The sequence below is a fragment of the Burkholderia sp. EMB26 genome (assembly GCF_024730645.1).
GTDB lineage: Bacteria > Pseudomonadota > Gammaproteobacteria > Burkholderiales > Burkholderiaceae > Burkholderia > Burkholderia cenocepacia.
On sequence record NZ_CP078072.1, the window covers coordinates 907709 to 925839 of the forward strand.

Annotated in this window: 14 protein-coding genes and 1 pseudogene; 5 read left to right on the top strand and 10 right to left on the bottom strand. The window is 68.9% G+C overall.

The window, feature by feature from the left end; translation table 11 throughout:
- The first annotated feature begins 430 nt into the window (after positions 1-430).
- Positions 431-868, top strand: coding sequence for a hypothetical protein (locus KU887_RS34405; RefSeq protein ID WP_006493901.1), 438 nt, complete (start codon positions 431-433; stop codon positions 866-868).
- Between the two features lie 152 nt (positions 869-1020).
- On the opposite strand, the pseudogene KU887_RS34410 reads toward KU887_RS34405, so the two are convergent.
- The 8 genes and pseudogenes from KU887_RS34410 to KU887_RS34445 form a co-directional block, all read right to left on the bottom strand.
- Positions 1021-1697 (bottom strand): annotated as a pseudogene (locus KU887_RS34410) (DUF429 domain-containing protein).
- A gap of 7 nt (positions 1698-1704) precedes the next feature.
- Positions 1705-2229, bottom strand: coding sequence for an HD domain-containing protein (locus KU887_RS34415; RefSeq protein WP_006489846.1), 525 nt, complete (start codon positions 2227-2229; stop codon positions 1705-1707).
- 118 nt (positions 2230-2347) lie between these two features.
- Positions 2348-5818: a YhaN family protein gene (locus tag KU887_RS34420; RefSeq protein ID WP_258258671.1), complete on the bottom strand. Its 3471-nt coding sequence runs from the start codon at positions 5816-5818 to the stop codon at positions 2348-2350.
- Positions 5819-5821: 3 nt separating this feature from the next.
- On the bottom strand, positions 5822-7072 hold the full coding sequence (locus tag KU887_RS34425; protein ID WP_058903774.1) for a DNA repair exonuclease: 1251 nt from the start codon (positions 7070-7072) through the stop codon (positions 5822-5824).
- A gap of 349 nt (positions 7073-7421) precedes the next feature.
- A complete protein-coding gene (locus KU887_RS34430) occupies positions 7422-8192 on the bottom strand; it encodes a hypothetical protein (RefSeq protein ID WP_059721221.1) in 771 nt (256 codons plus the stop codon).
- A gap of 252 nt (positions 8193-8444) precedes the next feature.
- Positions 8445-8987: a hypothetical protein gene (locus tag KU887_RS34435; protein WP_006497816.1), complete on the bottom strand. Its 543-nt coding sequence runs from the start codon at positions 8985-8987 to the stop codon at positions 8445-8447.
- A gap of 442 nt (positions 8988-9429) precedes the next feature.
- A complete protein-coding gene (locus tag KU887_RS34440) occupies positions 9430-11415 on the bottom strand; it encodes a gamma-glutamyltransferase family protein (protein WP_034203784.1) in 1986 nt (661 codons plus the stop codon).
- Between the two features lie 231 nt (positions 11416-11646).
- On the bottom strand, positions 11647-12603 hold the full coding sequence (locus KU887_RS34445; RefSeq protein ID WP_006497819.1) for a LysR family transcriptional regulator: 957 nt from the start codon (positions 12601-12603) through the stop codon (positions 11647-11649).
- A 102-nt stretch (positions 12604-12705) separates the two neighbouring features.
- On the opposite strand from KU887_RS34445, the gene KU887_RS34450 reads away from it, so the two are divergent.
- The 4 genes from KU887_RS34450 (at position 12706) to KU887_RS34465 (ending at position 17052) form a co-directional block, all read left to right on the top strand.
- On the top strand, positions 12706-13830 hold the full coding sequence (locus KU887_RS34450) for an aryl-sulfate sulfotransferase (RefSeq protein WP_034203786.1): 1125 nt from the start codon (positions 12706-12708) through the stop codon (positions 13828-13830).
- A gap of 58 nt (positions 13831-13888) precedes the next feature.
- Complete coding sequence (locus KU887_RS34455; RefSeq protein ID WP_006483692.1) at positions 13889-15244, top strand: uracil-xanthine permease family protein; 1356 nt, start codon at positions 13889-13891, stop codon at positions 15242-15244.
- A gap of 280 nt (positions 15245-15524) precedes the next feature.
- On the top strand, positions 15525-16037 hold the full coding sequence (locus KU887_RS34460) for a DUF2165 family protein (protein WP_043205982.1): 513 nt from the start codon (positions 15525-15527) through the stop codon (positions 16035-16037).
- Between the two features lie 79 nt (positions 16038-16116).
- Positions 16117-17052, top strand: coding sequence for a tyrosine-type recombinase/integrase (locus tag KU887_RS34465; RefSeq protein WP_080331772.1), 936 nt, complete (start codon positions 16117-16119; stop codon positions 17050-17052).
- A 38-nt stretch (positions 17053-17090) separates the two neighbouring features.
- Here the strand turns inward: KU887_RS34465 and KU887_RS34470 are convergent, their stop codons facing one another.
- Together KU887_RS34470 and KU887_RS34475 are read right to left on the bottom strand one after the other, a co-directional pair.
- Positions 17091-17570 carry an RES family NAD+ phosphorylase gene (locus tag KU887_RS34470; RefSeq protein ID WP_006497823.1) on the bottom strand — a complete coding sequence of 160 codons (480 nt, stop codon included), beginning with the start codon at positions 17568-17570 and terminating at the stop codon, positions 17091-17093.
- Positions 17567-18022: an antitoxin Xre/MbcA/ParS toxin-binding domain-containing protein gene (locus KU887_RS34475; protein WP_006480981.1), complete on the bottom strand. Its 456-nt coding sequence runs from the start codon at positions 18020-18022 to the stop codon at positions 17567-17569. The genes KU887_RS34470 and KU887_RS34475 overlap by 4 nt, the downstream gene beginning before the upstream one ends.
- Positions 18023-18131: the final 109 nt, after the last annotated feature.

Genomic DNA, 18131 nt, shown 5'->3' on the forward strand with positions numbered 1-18131 from the left:
GCGCTGCGTTTTCAGCAGCAGAGAAGCGAGATTATGAACCGTGTTTCGCAGTTCGTCAACAACTTTCTGAACGACTTCGTTGCGACTGCGGGGCTCAACTTCCGTACCGCCGAGGCTCGCTACCTCCGAACCCCAACAGCACTGCTTCCCTTCCCTCCGCGCCGCGTTTCCGTTGGCGCGAAAGAGGCGTGATTCTAAGCACCTGCCCTCGTCCATGCAAGCGGTTTGTGAAGAAAGTTTGAAAAAAGCCTCCGTGCGCTCACGCGCACGGAGGCTTTGGGCTCGATGGGCCAGGAAGCGCAACGCGCGCCGCCGTCCAAAGATATGACGAACACGTCTCTTTCCCCCTATATGAGGGGGCGCGGAACGGCCAAGGAACCCGGCGCGGTCGAGTATCATGCCGCGACCGAACCACGCACTCATATTGACGATGGACAGCACGACTCAACCCGGCGACACCGACCTTCGCGACGAATATGCGGCACTGCGCGAGCGCGCGATCCTGCTGGAACAAGAGGTCCCGCCGCTTCTGCAACGCATCTCGGACATGCTGCCGCGCATCAGCGGCGAATCCGAACTCGCGGATACGCATCGCGAGCGACTCGTCGGTGCGCGCAACGCGGCGCTGGTCTCGATCGAAAACTATCAGCAGGCGATTCCATTCCTGCAGACCGCCGACTCGATCATCGAGCAGCTGGACAAGACGCCCGAGCGCGACGAAGACATCGAGTGGCGGGAATCGCTGCTGCAACGGCTGGACGAGTTGATCGATGTCGCGGTCGTGATGATCGACGATGCGGACAGCTACTTCGCGCATGCTCAAGCATGCGACCTGTCCAGCGTGCCGACATCCATCCTCGAGGATTGAACAGGCTCGCCCGGCATCGCGCGGTGCACCGGCCTCACGTCGTGCCCGCCGACAGCCGCTAGCCGCCCGCTGCATCGCCGGGCCTGCGGCATTCTTCCCGCACGAAGCGTTCGCCCTCCGACCGCCATCCCGCGCGGAGCCGCACGTCGCCGCTACGGCGAATCGAGCACGATCGTCTCGCTCATCACCGGCACGCGGATGTACCCGCCCGCCGCATCGCCATACGCATGCGCGTTCCCGTCGATCACGTACTGCGCCGTCAACGCGCACAAGGTGGCGTCTCGCGCATCGACGGTGCGCAGCGTCGATACGTCGATTCCCAGCCGCTCCAGCAATTGCCGCCGCTGATTGCGCTTCTGCTTCGCCGACGCCACGGCCTTGCCCAGCATCGCGCAGGTAATCGCATAAGGATAGGTTTCGAAGCTCGCACGGCCGCCCGCGTAGCGCGCGTCCGTCAGCAACGGATAGGCGTCCGAAAGCGCGCGGTAGACGCGCTCTCCCATGAACATCCAGTCGAAGAAGCCCGACGTGCTCGCGATGGCCTGCTCGCGCGACGTGTCGGGAAGCACGAGATCCGTTCGCGCGCGAGCGCCTGCTCGGCCGCGCGGCGGCCGCTCCCTGTCCACCACAGGCTCGGCGCGTCGACGCCGACGGCCACGACGTCATGGGCGAGACACAGTGCGGGCAGCGACTCGGGCGCGATTCGCGCTTCCCGACAGACGACCGTCGAGCCACGCAGGATCACGAGATCGCACAGCTTCCTGTCGCCGCCGACGTCGACACCCGCGACTGCAGCCGGTCGTGGTGCGGCGGATCGGGCCGATCGCATGCGTGCGTCAGTCCGCCGGCCGTGCCGCGTACGCGGTGTCGAAGATCGCCTCGAGACCGGGATGGACGCCGCGCATCGGGTCGACGACCGACTTCGCCCAGTCGAAGTACGCCTGCTTGCGTTCGAGCGGCCAGTCCGCGGGCGGATGCCGGGCGATGTCGCGCAGGTTGCAGATCTTGTCGGCCAGCTTCACCAGCTTCGCGCGCCGGCTGATGGTGGCCGCGTGCTCGACCTGCAGACGCTTGCGCTCCTCCTTCGGCAGCGACTTGTCGTCGGTGACTTCCATCACGATGTCCGCCACATCCTTGCCGAACAGCCGCAGCAACTCCTGCTCGGTCGTCTCCGTATCCTCGACCGTGTCGTGCAACACCGCCGCGACGATCACGCGCTCGTCCTCGACGCCGGCCTCGTTGGCCAGTACGTCGGCGAGCGCGATCGGATGATTGATGTACGGCGACGCTTCTTCGTCCTTGCGCCGTTGATTGCGATGCTTGTCCGCCGCGAACGCAATCGCGGCTACCAGCTTCTTCATATTCACCCCTCGTGTGGCCAGACCGCGGCCGTTGAACCGGCCGCGTGCATTTCGGAACCGCTCATACTACCTGTACGCGATGCCGCTTCCCGTGCGCCGGCTTCCCGGCGTGCCCGCATCACGCGCCGACCGGCGCGCGCTGCAACTCGACCACGTTGACCCGCGCGCCGAATACGTCCCTCACGAGCGGCAGCAGGTGGTCGTGGTGCGTCAGGAACAGCACCTGGGTACGCGTCGACAGATCGCGCAGCGCATCGAGCCCCGCCTTCGCACGCGCGTCGTCGAAATTGATGAACAGGTCGTCGGCGACGAACGGCAGCGCCGTGCGGCTGCCGAGCTGCAACTCGAGCGCCGCGATCCGCAGCGCGAGGAACAGCTGATCGCGCGTCCCTTCGCTCAACCCGGCGACCTCGACCGACGTCCCCTTCGTACGCCGTGCATACAGCGCGGGCGGCGTCCGTTCGGTATCGACGGTCAGCTTCGCGAATTCGCCCAGCGTGAGCCCGGCGAAGATCTCGCCCGCGCGCCGCAGCATCGGCCCCTGCTTCTGGTCACGGTAGCGATCCGTCGCCCACTTCAGCAAGCGGCTCGCCGTGGCCGCTTCCAGATACTGTTCGGCCGCGTCGCCCATTGCCGCGAGCGCCTCCTGCCGCTTCGACTCGGCGACCGCCGCGTTCGCCTGGCCGTCGATCGCGCCGAACGCCTGATCGGCCACGACCTGCTGCTGCGACAACGCGTTCAGCCGTTTGCCGACATCGTCCAGCGACTGCTTCACCGCTTCCAGATGCGCCGGCACGTCGGCAATGTCCTGTTCCGCCACCTCGGCCTCGACGGCGGACCGGGACAGCCCGTCGCCGTCGCGCACCAGCGCCTCGTGCGCGGCATCGACCGCCTGACGAAGCTGGCGCTGGCGATCCGAACGCTCGGCCAGCGGCAGCGCCGCATCGATCGACGCGACGCCGGCCCGTTGCAGCAGCGGCTGGATGCGCGCGTCGGCGCCGGCCACCGCGGCCGCCGCGTCCGCGACCTTGCCGTCGGCGTGCCGCACGGCCTCGTCGGCACGATCGATCGCACGCGCGATTTCCCGGGCGGCCGCGAGGCGCATCGTCAGCCGCCGCGCGACGTCCGGCCAGTCGCCGCTCGCCAGCCATTCCGGCGCGAGCGCTTCGGCAAGCCGCCGCGCGCCGGCCTCGAGTGCGTTCAACTCCGCGCGGATCGCGGCGATCCGGTTGCGCGGCGCGTCGGCATCGGCCAGTTCGGCCGTCACCGTATTCGCGAGCCCGAGCGCGCCTTCCGCCGCGGCCAGCGTCGTCGCGCTCGCGGACAGTTTCGCGTCGGCCAGCGCGTCGCGCCATTGCGCTTGCCACGCGTCGTAAGCCGTTTGCGCATGATCGGCCCGCAACTGCGCGGTCGCGCAGCCGCGTTCGGCTTCCCGCGCACGATCGTCGAGGCTGTCCTTCTGCGCGGCCGCTTTCTCGGCCGACTGCACGAACGTCTCGGCGACGGCGACGAGCGCGGCCAATCCGTCCGCCTCGCCGCCCCGCGATACCGGCAGCAGCGCCGCGCGCAGCGCGGTTTCCGCGCTGGCACGGGCAGCACGCATCGCGTCGAATTCGCGACGCTGACGATCGAGCTCGGCCTGTGCAGCGAACACCGCGTCGCGCTTCGCGAGCCAGTCACCCATCGCCGCCAGCGGCATGCCGGGCACCGCGGCCGTCGTCGCGAGCGCGGCCCAGGCGTCGCGATGTGCGGCGAGCTCGCGCTCGCGTTCGTCCAGCGCGGCTTGCCGGCGCGTCACGCCTGCACGGGCGGATTCGACCTGCTGACGCAGCGATTGCAGCGTCGCCGCGGCCTGGGTCGCGCCGAGTTGCGCATCGACGAGTTCGTCGGCGAGGCGAATCGCGGCGTCGACCGCCGGTGCGCCCGTTGCGAGATCGACGGCCCCGCTGCGGATCTCGCCCCACGCGCCGTCGCGCCGCGCACGCGCCGCCAGCACGTCGGCGGTCGTGACGACCTTGTGGTTCTCCGCGAAATGCTTCTCCTGCAGCACAAGCCGTTCGAGTTCCTCGAGCGCGCCATCCCGCGCGTCGCGCGCGGCAGCGGCCGCGCTGGCGCGTTCGCTGTCTTCCTTGAGCAACGCGCCGAGCCGCGCGGCCGACGGCACGTCGAGCGCGCGCAGCGCGTCGACCGGCATCCGCCATGGGCCGAGCGCATCGAGTGCGCCGGTCAGCGTGCGTTCGGCAGCCGCGATGTCATGCGCCAGCGCCTGCTCGCGCGGGCCGCTGTTGCGAAAGCCCTGTGCATCCGCCAGCGCCGCGCGCAATGCTTGCGGCACGTCGACGGTCGACAGGCGCGCCTGTTGTTCGCGGACCTGCGCCAGCTCGCGCGTGCGTTCGTCGAGCGATTCGCGCGCGCCGGCGAGCGCCTGGCGCAACGCGCCATGCTCGCGCAGCAGGTTCGCGACGGTCTGCAGCGACAGCGCCGTCGGCAACGCGGCGCGCAGCGACGCTTCGTCCGTCGGCCAGCCGAGTTGCGCGGCCGCCGACAGCGCGGCGGACAGGTGCCGCTCGACGTCCGCACCGAGCAGCAGCAGATCCTGCGCGTGATTCATGCATGCGCCGCGCAGCCGGTCGAGCGCCTCGATATCCGCTTCGAGCGCCAGCGTGTCGGCGTCCGCGGCGATCGCATCGCGCGCCTGCCGCTTCGCGAGCAGGTCGGCGCGCCGTTCCTCGAGCACCTTCTGCTCGGCCGCGAGATCGCCTTGCGCCTTCAGCAGATCCGCATACGCGGTCGGCGGCAACTCGACGACCGTGCCGAGTTCGGCCAGCGCCGCGTCCTTGACCGTCAGTTCCTTCAGGTACGGCGCGAGCCGCCGCACGCGTTCGAGCTTCGAGCGCAGCGCTTCGAGCCGACGCTGTTCCGCGCGCGCCTGCTCGATCTGCTGCTCGACCGCTTCGCGCGCGTCCTTGCGATCGACCCAGTCGCGCGTGCGCACCTGGACCGTCTTCAGTTCGGCGACGGCTTCGTTGAACGCCGCTTCGGCCAGCGCAAACGCGCTACCGCTGCGACGCGGCGCCCACAATTCGAGCGCGCGCGCGTCGAGTTCCTCGCGCACCGGCCCGAGGCTGCCGACGCCGGCCGCCGATTCGAACAGCACCTGGCCGAGCTTGTCCGATGCGTCGAGAATGCTGCGGCCGCCATCGACCAGCCGCCCGTGATCGAGCCCGAACATCTGCTCGAAGAATTCGCGCGTCGCACCGTCGAGGATCGCGGCCAGATAGTCGTCGGGCAGCTTGTCGTCGGCGGGCGTGCGCAACGAACTGCGGCCACGCGCCCGGTGGAACGCGAGTTCACCGGCGCCGCTCTCCAGCACGCCGCCGATTCGCAACTCGGGTGTGCTGTGCAGGAAATCGAGCGGCGTCTGCAGCTTCATCCCGAACAGCAACTCGGACACGGCCGTGCGGATCGTCGACTTGCCCGCCTCGTTCGGCCCGACGATCACGTGAAAATCCTCGCTGGCCGACGGAAAACGCAGCGTCTCGTCGGTGAACTTGCCGTACTTGATCAGATCGAGCTGGCGGATGCGCATCGCTTACTCCCCCCTCGCGAGCCGCGCGAGCAACGCGGGCCCGACCTGCTCGACCAGCGCGGTCAGCTCGCCCGCGCGCGCCATCGTCAGCAACGGCACCTCCTCCTTCACGTCGCTGCGGACCTTGCCGACGAACGGCTTCAGGTCGCGTTCGAGCAGCGCGAGGAAATCCGGATCATGCGCGGCGTCGGCCAGGATCTGCTTCAGGTCCTCCAGCGCCTCGAGCGGTTCGCTTTCGCCCGGCTGCCGATCGGCGGCGGACGTCGCGAGCCGGACCTTCTCCAGCCACAGCCGCTCGTTGCCGATGATGCCGATCTGGTTCAGCACCTCCGCACGCAGCTGCGGCGCGCGGCCGAAAAAGAGGCCATGCGCGGGCGTGCACCCGGTGACGGTGACGCGCACCGCGCGCGGCACGTGGCCGTCGACGGTCAACAGCGCCTCCAGCGACTGGCCGATCTTTCGCGACAGATCGGCCACCGACAGGCAATCGGACGCATCGACCGACACGGCTTCCCAGCGCAGCACGTCGAGATACAGTCGCTCGACCTGCGTGTTGCCTTGCTCGACCGTCACGAGCACCGCGCCGCGCCGGCCGGTTTCGCGGATATGGCGCCCTTGCAGGTTGCCGGGAAACACGACGGTGGACGAGCCCGTCCATTGCTGGAATTCGTGCACGTGGCCGAGCGCCCAGTAGTCGTAGCCTTTCGCGTGCAGTTCGGCCAGCGTGCACGGCGCGTAGTTCGCGTGCGCCGCATACCCTTCGAGCGCCGTGTGCAGCACGCCGATGTTGTAGTACCCGGGCACCGGGTCCGGATAGCCGACCGCGAGATTGTCGACGACGGCCTTGTCCTTGAAGCTCTGCCCGTGCAGCGCGACGTCGAATTCCGGCAGCCTGAAGGTTTCCGGCTTGCGATGGCCGAACACGGTGACGTTGTCGGGCAGCGTCAGCTTCTTCGTCATCTCGCTTTCGGCATCGTGGTTGCCGCCGAGGACGAACGCGCGGATCCCGGCCTTGCGCAGGCGGCCCATCTGCTGGCCGAAGAAGATGCCCGTGTTGTGATCCTTCCAGTCGCCGTCGTACAGGTCGCCCGCGATCACGAGGAACGCGACTTCCTCCTCGATCGCCCGATCCACGAGTTGCCGCAGCGCCTCGCGCGACGCGTTGCGCAACTGCGCGGCCGGCGCGTCGGGGTACGCGCTCAGGCCGTGCAACGGGCTGTCAAGGTGAATGTCTGCCGCGTGGATGAACTTCACGAAGGTTCCTCTGTTTCATGGCGAAGGGGCGACGCCGCTCGCACGGGCCCGTGCCGTCAGGCGTCACCCTGGTAGCCGCCAGGCCTGCCGCCGCACATGCGACACGCGCCGAGCCGGATCGCGCTGCCCGTTGCAAGCGGGTCGCGATGGTACCTGAAAGCGGGTAACGACATGCGTTCTCCGTCGGTCCGGACGGCGGGGAAGCACGCGATACCGATGCGAACCGCCATTGTGCCGCAGCACGATCGCGTGACAGCGAAACGACGCCGGGAAAGCGTCGAACGGGGAGCAGGAACACACGCGGGATCGCCCCGCGTGCGTCGCGACGCACGCGCCCGGCTACCGGCGCTCACTCGCCGCGCGGAACGGGCGGCGGCGCATAGCCGTTGTCGTTGCCGGGGAATGGATTCGCGTTGCGGCGCAGCGCATCCTCGTCGCTCTCCTTCTGTGCGAACAGCGCCACACCGATCACGCCGACGTTCGCGGCATCGCCGTACCTTGAATTCGCGACATAGCTGTCGGGCACGGCCGCGAAGCGGAACGCGGCGACTTCGTCGCGGCTCTTGCGGAAACCCTCGATCGTCAGCGTGCGGCCCGGATACAGCACGTAGCCGCCGTTCGTATAGCTGCCCGGCCGCCCCGACCGCACGTCGAGTCCATCGACCGTCGACACGACCTCGAACGCGCGGCGCCCCTGGTTACGCAACACGATCATGTAGCGCGAGCCTTCGACGCCGGCCATGTGCCAGCGGCCGTTGCTGCGCGCGAGACGCAGCGGCGCTCCCTTCTCGTCGGTAAACGACAGCGCGATGTCGCCGTTCGCGAGCGCGATGCGGGTCGGCAGCCGGCGCACCTGCGACGCGGGAAGATGGCCGGGCAGCACGTCGTTGTAGTAGACCGACGCGAGGTCCGTCGGCTTCGCCGGATCCGCGCGTTCGAATTCGACCTGCCGGGTTTCGGATCGCACCGACTCGCCCCACGCGGTACCGAGCCCGCGGCGTTCGCTGGCGTCCGGCGCGGCGCTGGGCGCGGCGGTACTGGCGGACGGCGGGGGCGGCGCCGCGCAGGCAGCCAGCCAGAGCGCGCAGGCGAGCGTGAGAAGGCGGAACAGGAGGGTCATGACGTGATGCCTCGGAATGTTATCGGACCGCGCCGGGCTCGCCGGAACGGTGTTTTTGTATCGTCTGTCGTCACGGTGTCGATCGGACATGCTGGCCCATGCCGGCCGGTACGACCATCGCGGCGACCGGCTGTCGGGCGCCCTGCTATTTAAGCATGGCGTGCGGGCAATGGGCAGGGGCCGCGCGCCGATAAAAAAACGGCCCGGCCCGCATCGAAGCGGACCGGGCCGTGGCGGGATGCGTGCTGTTTATTACAGCGCGCCTCCTTGCGCCGACGCCGAACCCTTCACGCCGACCGACGCGCCGCCCTGCACCGCGTTCGTCGCGCCTTCGAGCGCCTCGCCGGCCTTCGCCTTCGCGCCGCCCGCGACATCGCCCGCGGTCGACACCGCGCCTTGCGCATGGCTCTTCGTCGAACCTGCGACGTGCTTCACGTGCGACTTCGTCGCATGCACGGCCGATGCCGCCGCATCCTTCGTCGCGCCGGCCGCCGAACCGACCGCCTGCGTCGCGCCGCCCACTGCCGTGCCGGCTGCCGAGCCCACGCCGCCGACCGTCTTGCCGACGCCGTTCAGCGCGCCGCCGACGACGTTGCCCGCGCCCGAACCCGAGCCTGCCGCATTCGCGCCGGCGCCCGCCTGCACGCCCACGCCGCCGCCGAGCAGCGGCGTCTGGACCTGGGCGCCGACACCTGCGGAGCCCTGGGCGCCGGTCTGGGCGGTCTGTGCAAATGCAGCCGAAGTCGCCATCGCCGTCAGAGCGGCACCCAGCAGAATCGTACGAATCTTGTTCATGGTCATTCTCCCCAAAGACGTTGTTGCTGCGGGCCGCCTTCGTGCGGCTTGTCGCATGCCTCGCCGCGACATGCGGCAGGTGGAGCTAATGTAGCGGCGCCGACGCGCAAAACGATTGAATTGCGGGGACTGTTACTTCCGTTGCAAATGCTGACGATTGACTCACACTGTTTGACAATCGGGGGCTTGCGGCGGGGTGAGCGCCGTATTTGACGACGGACGGGTGTGAACCGCGAACCGGGACGACCGGCTGCGTCACGGCGACGACCTGCCCGATCGCCAGGTATCGGGAAAGCCGATCCATGCAACGGCCGGCTGACGAGCCGGCCGCTTTTATCTGCATCCCGAAGGACGAGTGACGCCCGGTCGTCGATGCAGCCTCGTCATGACGCACGGCCCCGGCCGCCGACAAGCGGACCGGGGCCGTGCGCATTCCATCCGGTTACGGCCGGAACGTATCGCCGAGCACGACGCCTTCGCGACGCGGATCGGTGCCGCCCTGCAACGCCGGCGACTGGCCGACCGTCACGCGCATCACGGTGTTGACGCCGCTCGCCTGCGCGGACGTCGACACCTTGTGCCCGAGCGCGAGCAGCCCCGTGATCAGCGGATCGTTCGCGCCGTTGTTCGCCGCGTTGACGTTCGGATGTTCGCCGCCGACCGTGGTCGTCGGGCTGTTGCTCGCGCCGAAGTCGACGAGGCCCGCCGACTGCTGCGCATCGAGCCCCCAGTCGAGCGCGCCGACCAGCGTCTTGACCACGTATTGCGGAATCGTGCCGCCGCCCGGCGAACCGGTCGCCATCACGAAGTCGCCGCGCGAGCCGTCGGCGGCCTGCCCGAACACGATCGTCGGCGCCATCGAGCTGCGCGGCCGCTTGCCCGGCTGCAGGCGGTTGGCCACCGGATTGCCGGACGTGTCGAGCGGGTTCGCGGAGAAGTCGGTCAACTGGTTGTTCAGCAGGAAACCGTTGGTCATGTGGAACGAGCCCATGCTCGACTCGACCGTCGTCGTCGCGCTCAGCACGTTGCCGTCGCCGTCCACGATCGTGAACTGGTTCGTGCCGTGCTCGATCAGCGTCGTGTCGACGCCGAGCGGCACCGCGCCGAGATTGCCGGGCTGCGCGGTGCCCATGCTCTTGGTCGTGTCGATCAGCGCCGCACGCGATTTCAGGTACGGCTTGTTCAGCAGCGTGTCCCACGTGCCGCCCGGCAGCGGCACGAAGTCGGTATCGGCCACGTACTTGTCGCGGTCCGCATAGGCGAGCCGTTCGGCCTCGGTGACGAGGTGGACGCCCGCGACGGTCGGCTTGCCGCCTTCGAGATCGATCGCCGTCGGCTTCAGCGACTTCAGGTCGAAGTTCTCGAGAATGCCGAGCGCCGACGCGACCGCGATGCCGCCCGACGACGGCGGCGGCATCCCGCACACCCAGTAGCTGCGATAGGTCGTGCACACCGGGTCGCGGCGCTTCGCCTGATAGGCGGCGAGATCCGCGACGGTCGTCTTGCCCGGCGTGAGCGTCGAGCCGTCCGCGCCCTTCGTCACCGCGATCTTCGCGACGATGTCCTGCGCGATCTGCCCCGTGTACAGCGCATTCGCGCCCGACTGCGCCATCAGCGACAGCGTGCGCGCATACGCGGGGTTCTTCAGTACGGTGCCGAGCGTCTTCGGCGACCCGTCGGCGTTCAGGAAATACGCGGCGGCTTCGGGATCGCGCTTCAGGTTCGCGGCGTTCGCCGCGATCGCGTCGGCCAGCCGGCCGCCGATCGGGAAACCGTTGGTCGCCAGCGTGATCGCGTCGCCGAACAGGCTCTGCCACGGCAGGCGGCCATGATCCTGTTGCAGCGCCTCGATGAGCCGCGGCACGCCGATCGTGCCGATCGAGCGGCCGCTCGCGCGCGCGTTCGGCAGCGGCGCCGAATGATCGGTGGCGTCGTCGACGTAGCGCAGGTAGTTCTCGGTCGCGGCGGCCGGCGCGGTTTCGCGGCCGTCGTACGCCTGCAGCGTCTTGCCGCGCGCATCGTAGTAGAGCAATACGCCGCCCGACCCGAGGCCCGTCGCCTCGGGCACCGTCAGGCCGAGCACGGCCTGCACGGCGACCGCCGCGTCGGCGGCCGTGCCGCCCTTCTTCAGCACCGCGCAACCGGCCGCGCTCGCGTACGCGTTCGACGTGGCGACCAGGTACGTTTTCGCATGGACGGGCTTCATCCCGGTGCGATAGCCCGACGACGCTTCCGGCAGCGAGGGGTCGCCCGGCTGGTTCGAGCCCACCACGACCGTCGCGCCGCTGTTGTCGACCGCGAGGCAGCTCGCATCGGTGGAAGGTGCGGTCGTGCGGCCCGCCTCGTTCTCGACGTCGCCGCCGCAGGCGGTCAACAGGGCGGCCGCGAGCAACGCGGACGCATACGGAAAAATCGCTGTTCTGTTCATTGTCTGCCGATGTTCTCGTCGATCGTTGCGATGGACATCCTGTTGCCTGCAACCCCCTCGGTGCACGGGCAACGCGTTCGATGGTCCCATGAACAAAATTTTTTCCGCAATAAGGAAATGGCGTAGTGCAACCGGACGTTGTGTGCGCAACGTCACCGAACCGGCATGCGGGTTCACCTGTTGCACTGCATCGCGTTTCGATACGCCGATGCGGCTCGCCGCGCGACGTCGTTATCTTTTCGCCCGGCGACGCGTGCCGCTCGACGGGCCGCTGCGTGCGAAGCCGTGCTCCATCGCGTCGATCGCCTCGGAAAAGAACTCGAGAAACATCGTCATCGCGACGGTCGCGCTCATGTCCGCCCGCTGGTAGATGCAACTGAACGAGCGCGCGCCCGCATCGGCCAGCGGCGTCCAGGCGAGCCGGCCGGCGGCCACGTCGTCCGCGACGTTTTCCGCGATCAGGAAGCCGACGCCGGCGCCTTCGGCCGCGAGACGCCGCACCATCGACACCGACCCGGTTTCGACCAGCGGCCGTACGTTGCGCGGCTGCCGCGCATCGATCTGGTCGAACATCGCGCGCAGCTCCGTGTCGGGCGTCATCAGGATCAGCGGATGCGCGAAGCAGTCGCGCATGCGCACCTTGCCACCCGTCGACGCCAGCGGATGACCGGGCGCCGTGACGACACCCAGCGGCTGCGCAAACGCGCGCACCTCGACGACGCCCGGCGCGGTACGCCGGCGCAGCGCATAACCGATGTCGACCTCGCCCGTCTCGACCCAGCGCACGATGCTCTCGCCGTTTCCGGAGCGCACGCTGTACGTGACGCCCGGGTAACGCTGCATCGCGGCAAGGATCGCGTCGGGCACGAGCTTTTCCGCGGTCGACGCGGGCACCGCGAGATTCACGTGGCCGCGCCGCAACGCGCGCAGGTCCTCGACCTGCGTCAGCGCGTTGTCGAAATCGCGCTGGCCGCGCCGCACGGCCGCGATCACGATCTCGCCGGCGAGCGTCAGCTGCATGCCGCGCGGCAGCCGGTCGAACAGCGGCACGCCGACCTGCTCCTCGAGATTGCGGATCTGCTGGTGTACCGCCGCGGCGGTCAGGTGCAGCGCATCGGCTGCCTTGCGAAGCGAGCCGCGCCGCGCGACTTCGTCGAAACAGCGGAATGTCTGCGATATCGAACGCATGTGGAGTCCGTTAGATTTTTCCGAACAGGCCGTCAAGAATAATCCGATTTTACTGACCGGACGAATCGTCTAGATTCCGCTGCATCCCCGTATCCGATTCGAATGGAGACCGCAGTGACGACCGTCGACCAGATCACCCAGCGCCGCCGCGGCGTCGGCCTCATCGCCCACGATCCCGCGCTGTCCGCAGGCGGCTATACGCTCATCGCGCCGCAGACCGCCGACGGCAACGTCTATCTCGTCGGCATCGACGGCGAGGTCGTCCACCAGTGGAAGATGCCCGTGCGCCCCGGCCGCCATGCGGTCATCCTCCCGAACGGCAACCTCGGCTACAACGGCAATCATCCGCACTCCGAATCGCGCTACGCACCGTGGTCGATGTGGCACGGCGGCGACTTCTACGAGGTCACGCCGCAAGGCGAAACGGTGTGGCGCTACGAGGACCCCGCGCATCACCACGACGCGCAGTGGCTGCCGAACGGCAACCTGCTGTATGCGGCGTGCGAACCGGTCGACGCGGCCTTCGCGCGGCGCGTGCCGGGCGGCACCGCGCACGGCGACGACGAGGTGATGTTTGCGGACGTGATCCGGGAAGTGAACCGCGCCGGCCAGATCGTCTGGGAATGGCACGCACGCGACCATCTGCGGCCGGAGGACTTTCCGATCGCGGCAGGCTTCGGCCGCTATCACTGGCCGCTCGTCAACGGTCTCGCGGTCGATGCGGACGGCCGCGTGCTGATGAGCCTGCGCACGACGTCGGGAATCATCGGCGTGAACCGCGCAACCGGCCGCGTCGACCTGCACATCGGTCCCGACGTCGTATCGCACCAGCATGCGCCGGTGCCGCTTCCGAACGGCAACATCCTCGCGTTCGACAACGGCAATTTCCGTCACGGTGCGCACGTCGTGTTCTCGCGCGTCGTGGAAATCGATCCGGCGACGCGGCGCGTCGTGTGGTCGTATGCGGACGACGTCGTGAACCTGTTCTACACGCCGTTCATGGGCAACGCGCAGCGCTTGCCGAACGGCAACACGCACGTCACCGAATCGTCCACGGGCCGGCTGTTCGAAGTGACGCCGGCCGGCGAGGTCGTGTGGGAATACGTGATCCCGTGGTTCGCCGAATACCCGGACGAAGCGGCGCGCAAGACTGGCCCCGGCCAGTTGAACAGCGTGTTCCAGACGTTCCGCTACAGCGCCGCGCAGTTGCCCTGGCTACGGACCTGAGCCTTCGTTCACCGCCGGTTTCCGGCGATCGTCGCCGTTCGTTTTCGAGGGGCCTGCCGTGTCGCACGATCCGATTTCCCCGCCCGTCGATGCCCGGCTGCCCGCGTGGCAGCTCGCGCTGTTCGGGCTGCAGCACGTGCTGTCGATGGCCGCATCGCCGATCACGGCCGTCTTCCTGATCGCGAAAGTGCTCGCGCTGCCGGCCGACCTGACGGTCCAGCTGATCGGCGCGACGTTCTTCGCGTGCGGCATCGGCACGCTGCTGCAATCGCTCGGCGCCGGCCCGATCGGCGCGCGCATGCCGTTCGTGATGGTGCCCGGCGGCGCACCGACGATGCTGTTCGCGGGCATCGCCGCGCAATCGGGCCTGCCGACCGCGGCCGGCGCGGCGCTGCTCGCCAGCGCGTTCTACTGGGTGCTGTTGCCCGTCTTCACGCGCTGCCTGCGGCTCTTTCCGCGCATCGTCGTCGGCGCGATGCTGCTGCTCGTGTCGATCAACCTGATCCGGATCTACGCGACGATCGTCGTCGGGCAGCCCGGTTCGGCCGATTTCGCGCAGCCGCGCGCGCTCGGTCTCGCGCTCGCGACGATCGTCGCCACCGTCGTCGTCGCGGGCGCGTTCCGCGGCACGGCCGGGCGCCTCGCGGTGCTGATCGGGCTGATGGCCGGCGCGACGCTCGGCTGGGCGCTCGGCGCGATGCCCGCGCTCGCCGACGTGTGGCACGGGCCGCTCTTCACGCATCCGGTGTGGCTGCCGTTCGGCATGCCGCGTTTCGACGTGCTGGCCGCGCTGCCGCTGCTGATTTTCACCGCGATCTCGATGGCCGAGGCCACCGCGCAGACGGTCGCCGTCGGCGAAACGTGCGGCAAGCCGATTGCGCTCCGGCGCGACGTGCCGAAGACGATACGCGGCGATGCGCTCGCGTCGCTGGCCGGCGCGCTGTTCGGCACGCCGCTGATCGTGACCAGCGCCGAGAACATCGGCGTCGTGCAGACGACCGGCGTGCGCTCGCGCTACGTGACGGCCGCCGCCGGCGCGATGCTGATCGTCATCGCGCTGTTCGCGCCGCTCGCGCGGCTCGCGTATGCGATTCCGGCCGCCGTGGTCGGCGGCACCGCGCTGGTCGTATTCGCGATGATCGGCGTGATGGGCATCCGGCTGCTCGCGAGCGTCGACCTGCACGCGCGCGCAAACCAGTACACGCTCGCCGCCGCACTGGTGGTCGGCCTCGCACCGATCCTGGTGCCGAACCTGTATCGCCATTTCGGCGCACCCGTGCAGATCGTGCTCGGCAACGGCATGGCGGCCGGCACGCTCGCGGCGATCGCGACGCAACTGGCGTTCGCCGCGCTCGCGCGGCTGAACGGGCAGGCACACGCGGGTGCGGCTGCGGCGCCTTCGCACGACGCATAACGGCAGCGGCACGCACACGCGGCGCGCCGCTTGACGACGCCCGCGGATCGACCGACAATCGCCGCTCCCTCCTGGCGCGGGCACTCGATCCAGCCGGCGCGTGCGTCTCCTCGACGCCGCACCGGCTTCAGGTTTTCCAGTCCCGATCTCCGCGCCGCCGTGCACGCGCACGCTCTTCGACCGGCTTCGCCGGACACGCTTAACGCAGGTACCGCCCCTGAACGCCAGCGCATAGCCGCGCGGTCACGCTCGTGCCTGCCCGTTCACTTCGGAGTCCATGATGATCATTCGTCTTTCCAAGGCAGCCATGGTGCTGGCCATGGCCTTTTTCGCGTCGCTCGTCGCATTCGGCAACATCACCGACTACGCGACGAATTTCGCGTTCGTGCACCACGTCTTCCTGATGGATACCACCTTCCCGGGCAACGGGATCATGTATCGCGCGATCGACACGCCGTGGGTCCATCACGCCGGCTATATCGGCATCATTTCGATGGAAACGCTCACGGCCGTGCTGTGCTGGATCGGCGGCGCACGGCTGCTGCGCGCGCGACGCGCCGGCGATGCGGAATTCCGCACGGCCAAGGGCCATGCGATCGCCGGCCTGACGCTCGGCTTCCTCACGTGGCAGGTCGCGTTCATGTCGGTCGGCGGCGAATGGTTCGGGATGTGGATGTCGAAGCAATGGAACGGCGTGCCGGACGCGTTCCGGTTCTTCATCACGCTGCTGCTCGTGCTCGTCTACCTGACGATGAACAACGACGGCATCGACGACACGCGTCACGCGCACTGACGCGCCCGTTGCGTCGCGTGCCGGCCGACCGGACATCGGGACGATTGCCGGCGTCACCGCGTCCGGCTATAAAGCGGAGATGGACACGAATCGCTGGATCCACGACCCCGTCGGCGCGTTTCGCGTCTGGCAGGAAACCGCCGCGACCGGCGCCGGCCGCCGGCCGTTCGCGCCGCGCTCGGTCGTGCAGCATGTCGCGATGTTCGAGCGATTCCTGCGCCACCTGAGTGCGCAGCGCGTGTCGCTCGCCACGTTCGGGCCCGACCACGTCGCGGCCTTCCTCGCGGAACTCGACCGTACCTGCGCGCCCGGCACGTCGACGCGCGTGCGCTATGCGAAGCTGATCGACCGGCTCGGCCGGCATCTGGTCGACACCGGCGTGCGGGCGGTCCACCCGGCCGGCCGGTCGACGCGCGATCTCGCCTGGCCGGACGGCGAGCCCGAGCCGTGCTACCTGCCGCCCGATGCCGACGCGGCGCTGCAGCGCCATGTCCAGCCTCGAGCGGACGACACGCCGGCCGACTGCCGCAATCGCGCGATCGTCGCGCTGCTGCTCGCGAGCGGCATCACGTCGGCGGAAATTCGTGCGGCGACTGCCGACGCGCCCGAACTCGATGCGCGACCGCCGGTGTTGACGGTGCCGCGCGATCGTGCGCGGCCGGCGCGCCGGATCGAACTCGCCGCGTTCGCGGTGGCGCCGCTCGCCGCATGGCGCGCGCGCTCGACCGACGCGCCGCCGTCGGCGCTGCTGTTTCCCGCGCCGCGCGGGGGGGCCATGAACGACATGTTCCTGCTGCTCGTCGTACGCGATGCGCTGAACGCGATCGCCTTTCGCGCAGCGGACATGAGCCCGCGCGTGCTGCGCAATACCTATGCGCGCCGCCAGTTGCTCGCCGGTCACGCGCATGCCGACGTCACGGCGATGCTCGGCCTCGCCAGCATGCGAACGGTCACGCGTATCCGGCAGACGCTGCCGCCCGATGCGGCCGCGGATCGCGCTGCCCACGAACGCTGATCGCGCGCCGCCGGCGCGAACGTTGTTCCGCCGGCTCGCTATTCGCCCGGCTTCGACTGGACCAGCCGCAGAATTCGCGTGTCGTACGGTGATTGCATCACTTCCGCGATGCGGATGTCGGACGCGGCCGGATGCAGCGGATTCAACAGGAAGTTGTGGGCGTGCGGCACGACGACGCTCGGCACGCGCAGCAGCGCGCTCGGCTGCGTGTGCAGCCACTCGGTGCCGGCGCTACGCGTCCAGTCGACGTTCGTTCGCCAGTCGTCCGGCGCATCGCCTTCGGCGATTTCGGCGACGTCCACCGAATCGGGCACCTCGATACGCAGCAACTGGTACGCGCTCGGCAATTGCGCGACGGTGGCGATTTCGAAATGAACGAGCGTCTCGAGCAACGCGAGCGCCGGATGCTCGGCGAGATACACGACGGGTTGCCCGGCGAAATGCCAGCGGCCGCCGGCCCGCAACCCGCCGATGCCTTTCAGATCGGCGTAATTGCTGATCCGCCACAGCGTCGTCAAGCGAAGTACCCCTCGTCGATCTGCGTGAGGGCCTCTTCGACGAGCCGCGCGCCATGCTCGGTGCTCGCCATGTCGAGCGACGTGCGGCCGCCGAAGCGCTGAAGCCCGTTGCGCAGCCACGCCATCGCCTTGTCCTGATCGCCGAACGTGGCCGTCGCCTGCGCGACGATGCGCGCGAGGCGGATCGCCTTGTCGGACTCTTCCGGCGACAGGCGTTCGTGCGCCTGGCGACGATGGCTCAGCGTGCGACGCGGAATGATGAACGCCAGCTCGTCCGATTTCAGCCCGCGCTCGGACAGCCGGTCGATCACCGACACGTCGACGCGCGCGCTCGCCAGCTCGGCCAGATCGGCGCCCGAACGGACGCGGATCGCCAGCAGCTGCTCGAGAATCGTGAATTCGGCCTGCCGCGGATGAGCGACGCCCGAAGGATGAAAAGCGATGGTGCTCATGACCTCTCTCCGGCAATTTGCCCAATCATTATAGGCGTTTTGCCGAATGCTTGCGGATCGTCGAGTGGCGGAGCGGATGACTGCGCTGGCAGGCCGGTATTTCGGGGTA

Coding starts and splice junctions, on each gene's coding strand:
- KU887_RS34450 (WP_034203786.1), top strand. CDS start 12,706: ATGGAGACCGCAGTGACGACCGTCGACCAGATCACCCAGCGCCGCCGC.
- KU887_RS34405 (WP_006493901.1), top strand. CDS start 431: ATGGACAGCACGACTCAACCCGGCGACACCGACCTTCGCGACGAATAT.
- KU887_RS34420 (WP_258258671.1), bottom strand. CDS start 5,818: ATGCGCATCCGCCAGCTCGATCTGATCAAGTACGGCAAGTTCACCGAC.
- KU887_RS34430 (WP_059721221.1), bottom strand. CDS start 8,192: ATGACCCTCCTGTTCCGCCTTCTCACGCTCGCCTGCGCGCTCTGGCTG.
- KU887_RS34440 (WP_034203784.1), bottom strand. CDS start 11,415: ATGAACAGAACAGCGATTTTTCCGTATGCGTCCGCGTTGCTCGCGGCC.
- KU887_RS34445 (WP_006497819.1), bottom strand. CDS start 12,603: ATGCGTTCGATATCGCAGACATTCCGCTGTTTCGACGAAGTCGCGCGG.
- KU887_RS34460 (WP_043205982.1), top strand. CDS start 15,525: ATGATCATTCGTCTTTCCAAGGCAGCCATGGTGCTGGCCATGGCCTTT.
- KU887_RS34415 (WP_006489846.1), bottom strand. CDS start 2,229: ATGAAGAAGCTGGTAGCCGCGATTGCGTTCGCGGCGGACAAGCATCGC.
- KU887_RS34465 (WP_080331772.1), top strand. CDS start 16,117: ATGGACACGAATCGCTGGATCCACGACCCCGTCGGCGCGTTTCGCGTC.
- KU887_RS34475 (WP_006480981.1), bottom strand. CDS start 18,022: ATGAGCACCATCGCTTTTCATCCTTCGGGCGTCGCTCATCCGCGGCAG.
- KU887_RS34435 (WP_006497816.1), bottom strand. CDS start 8,987: ATGAACAAGATTCGTACGATTCTGCTGGGTGCCGCTCTGACGGCGATG.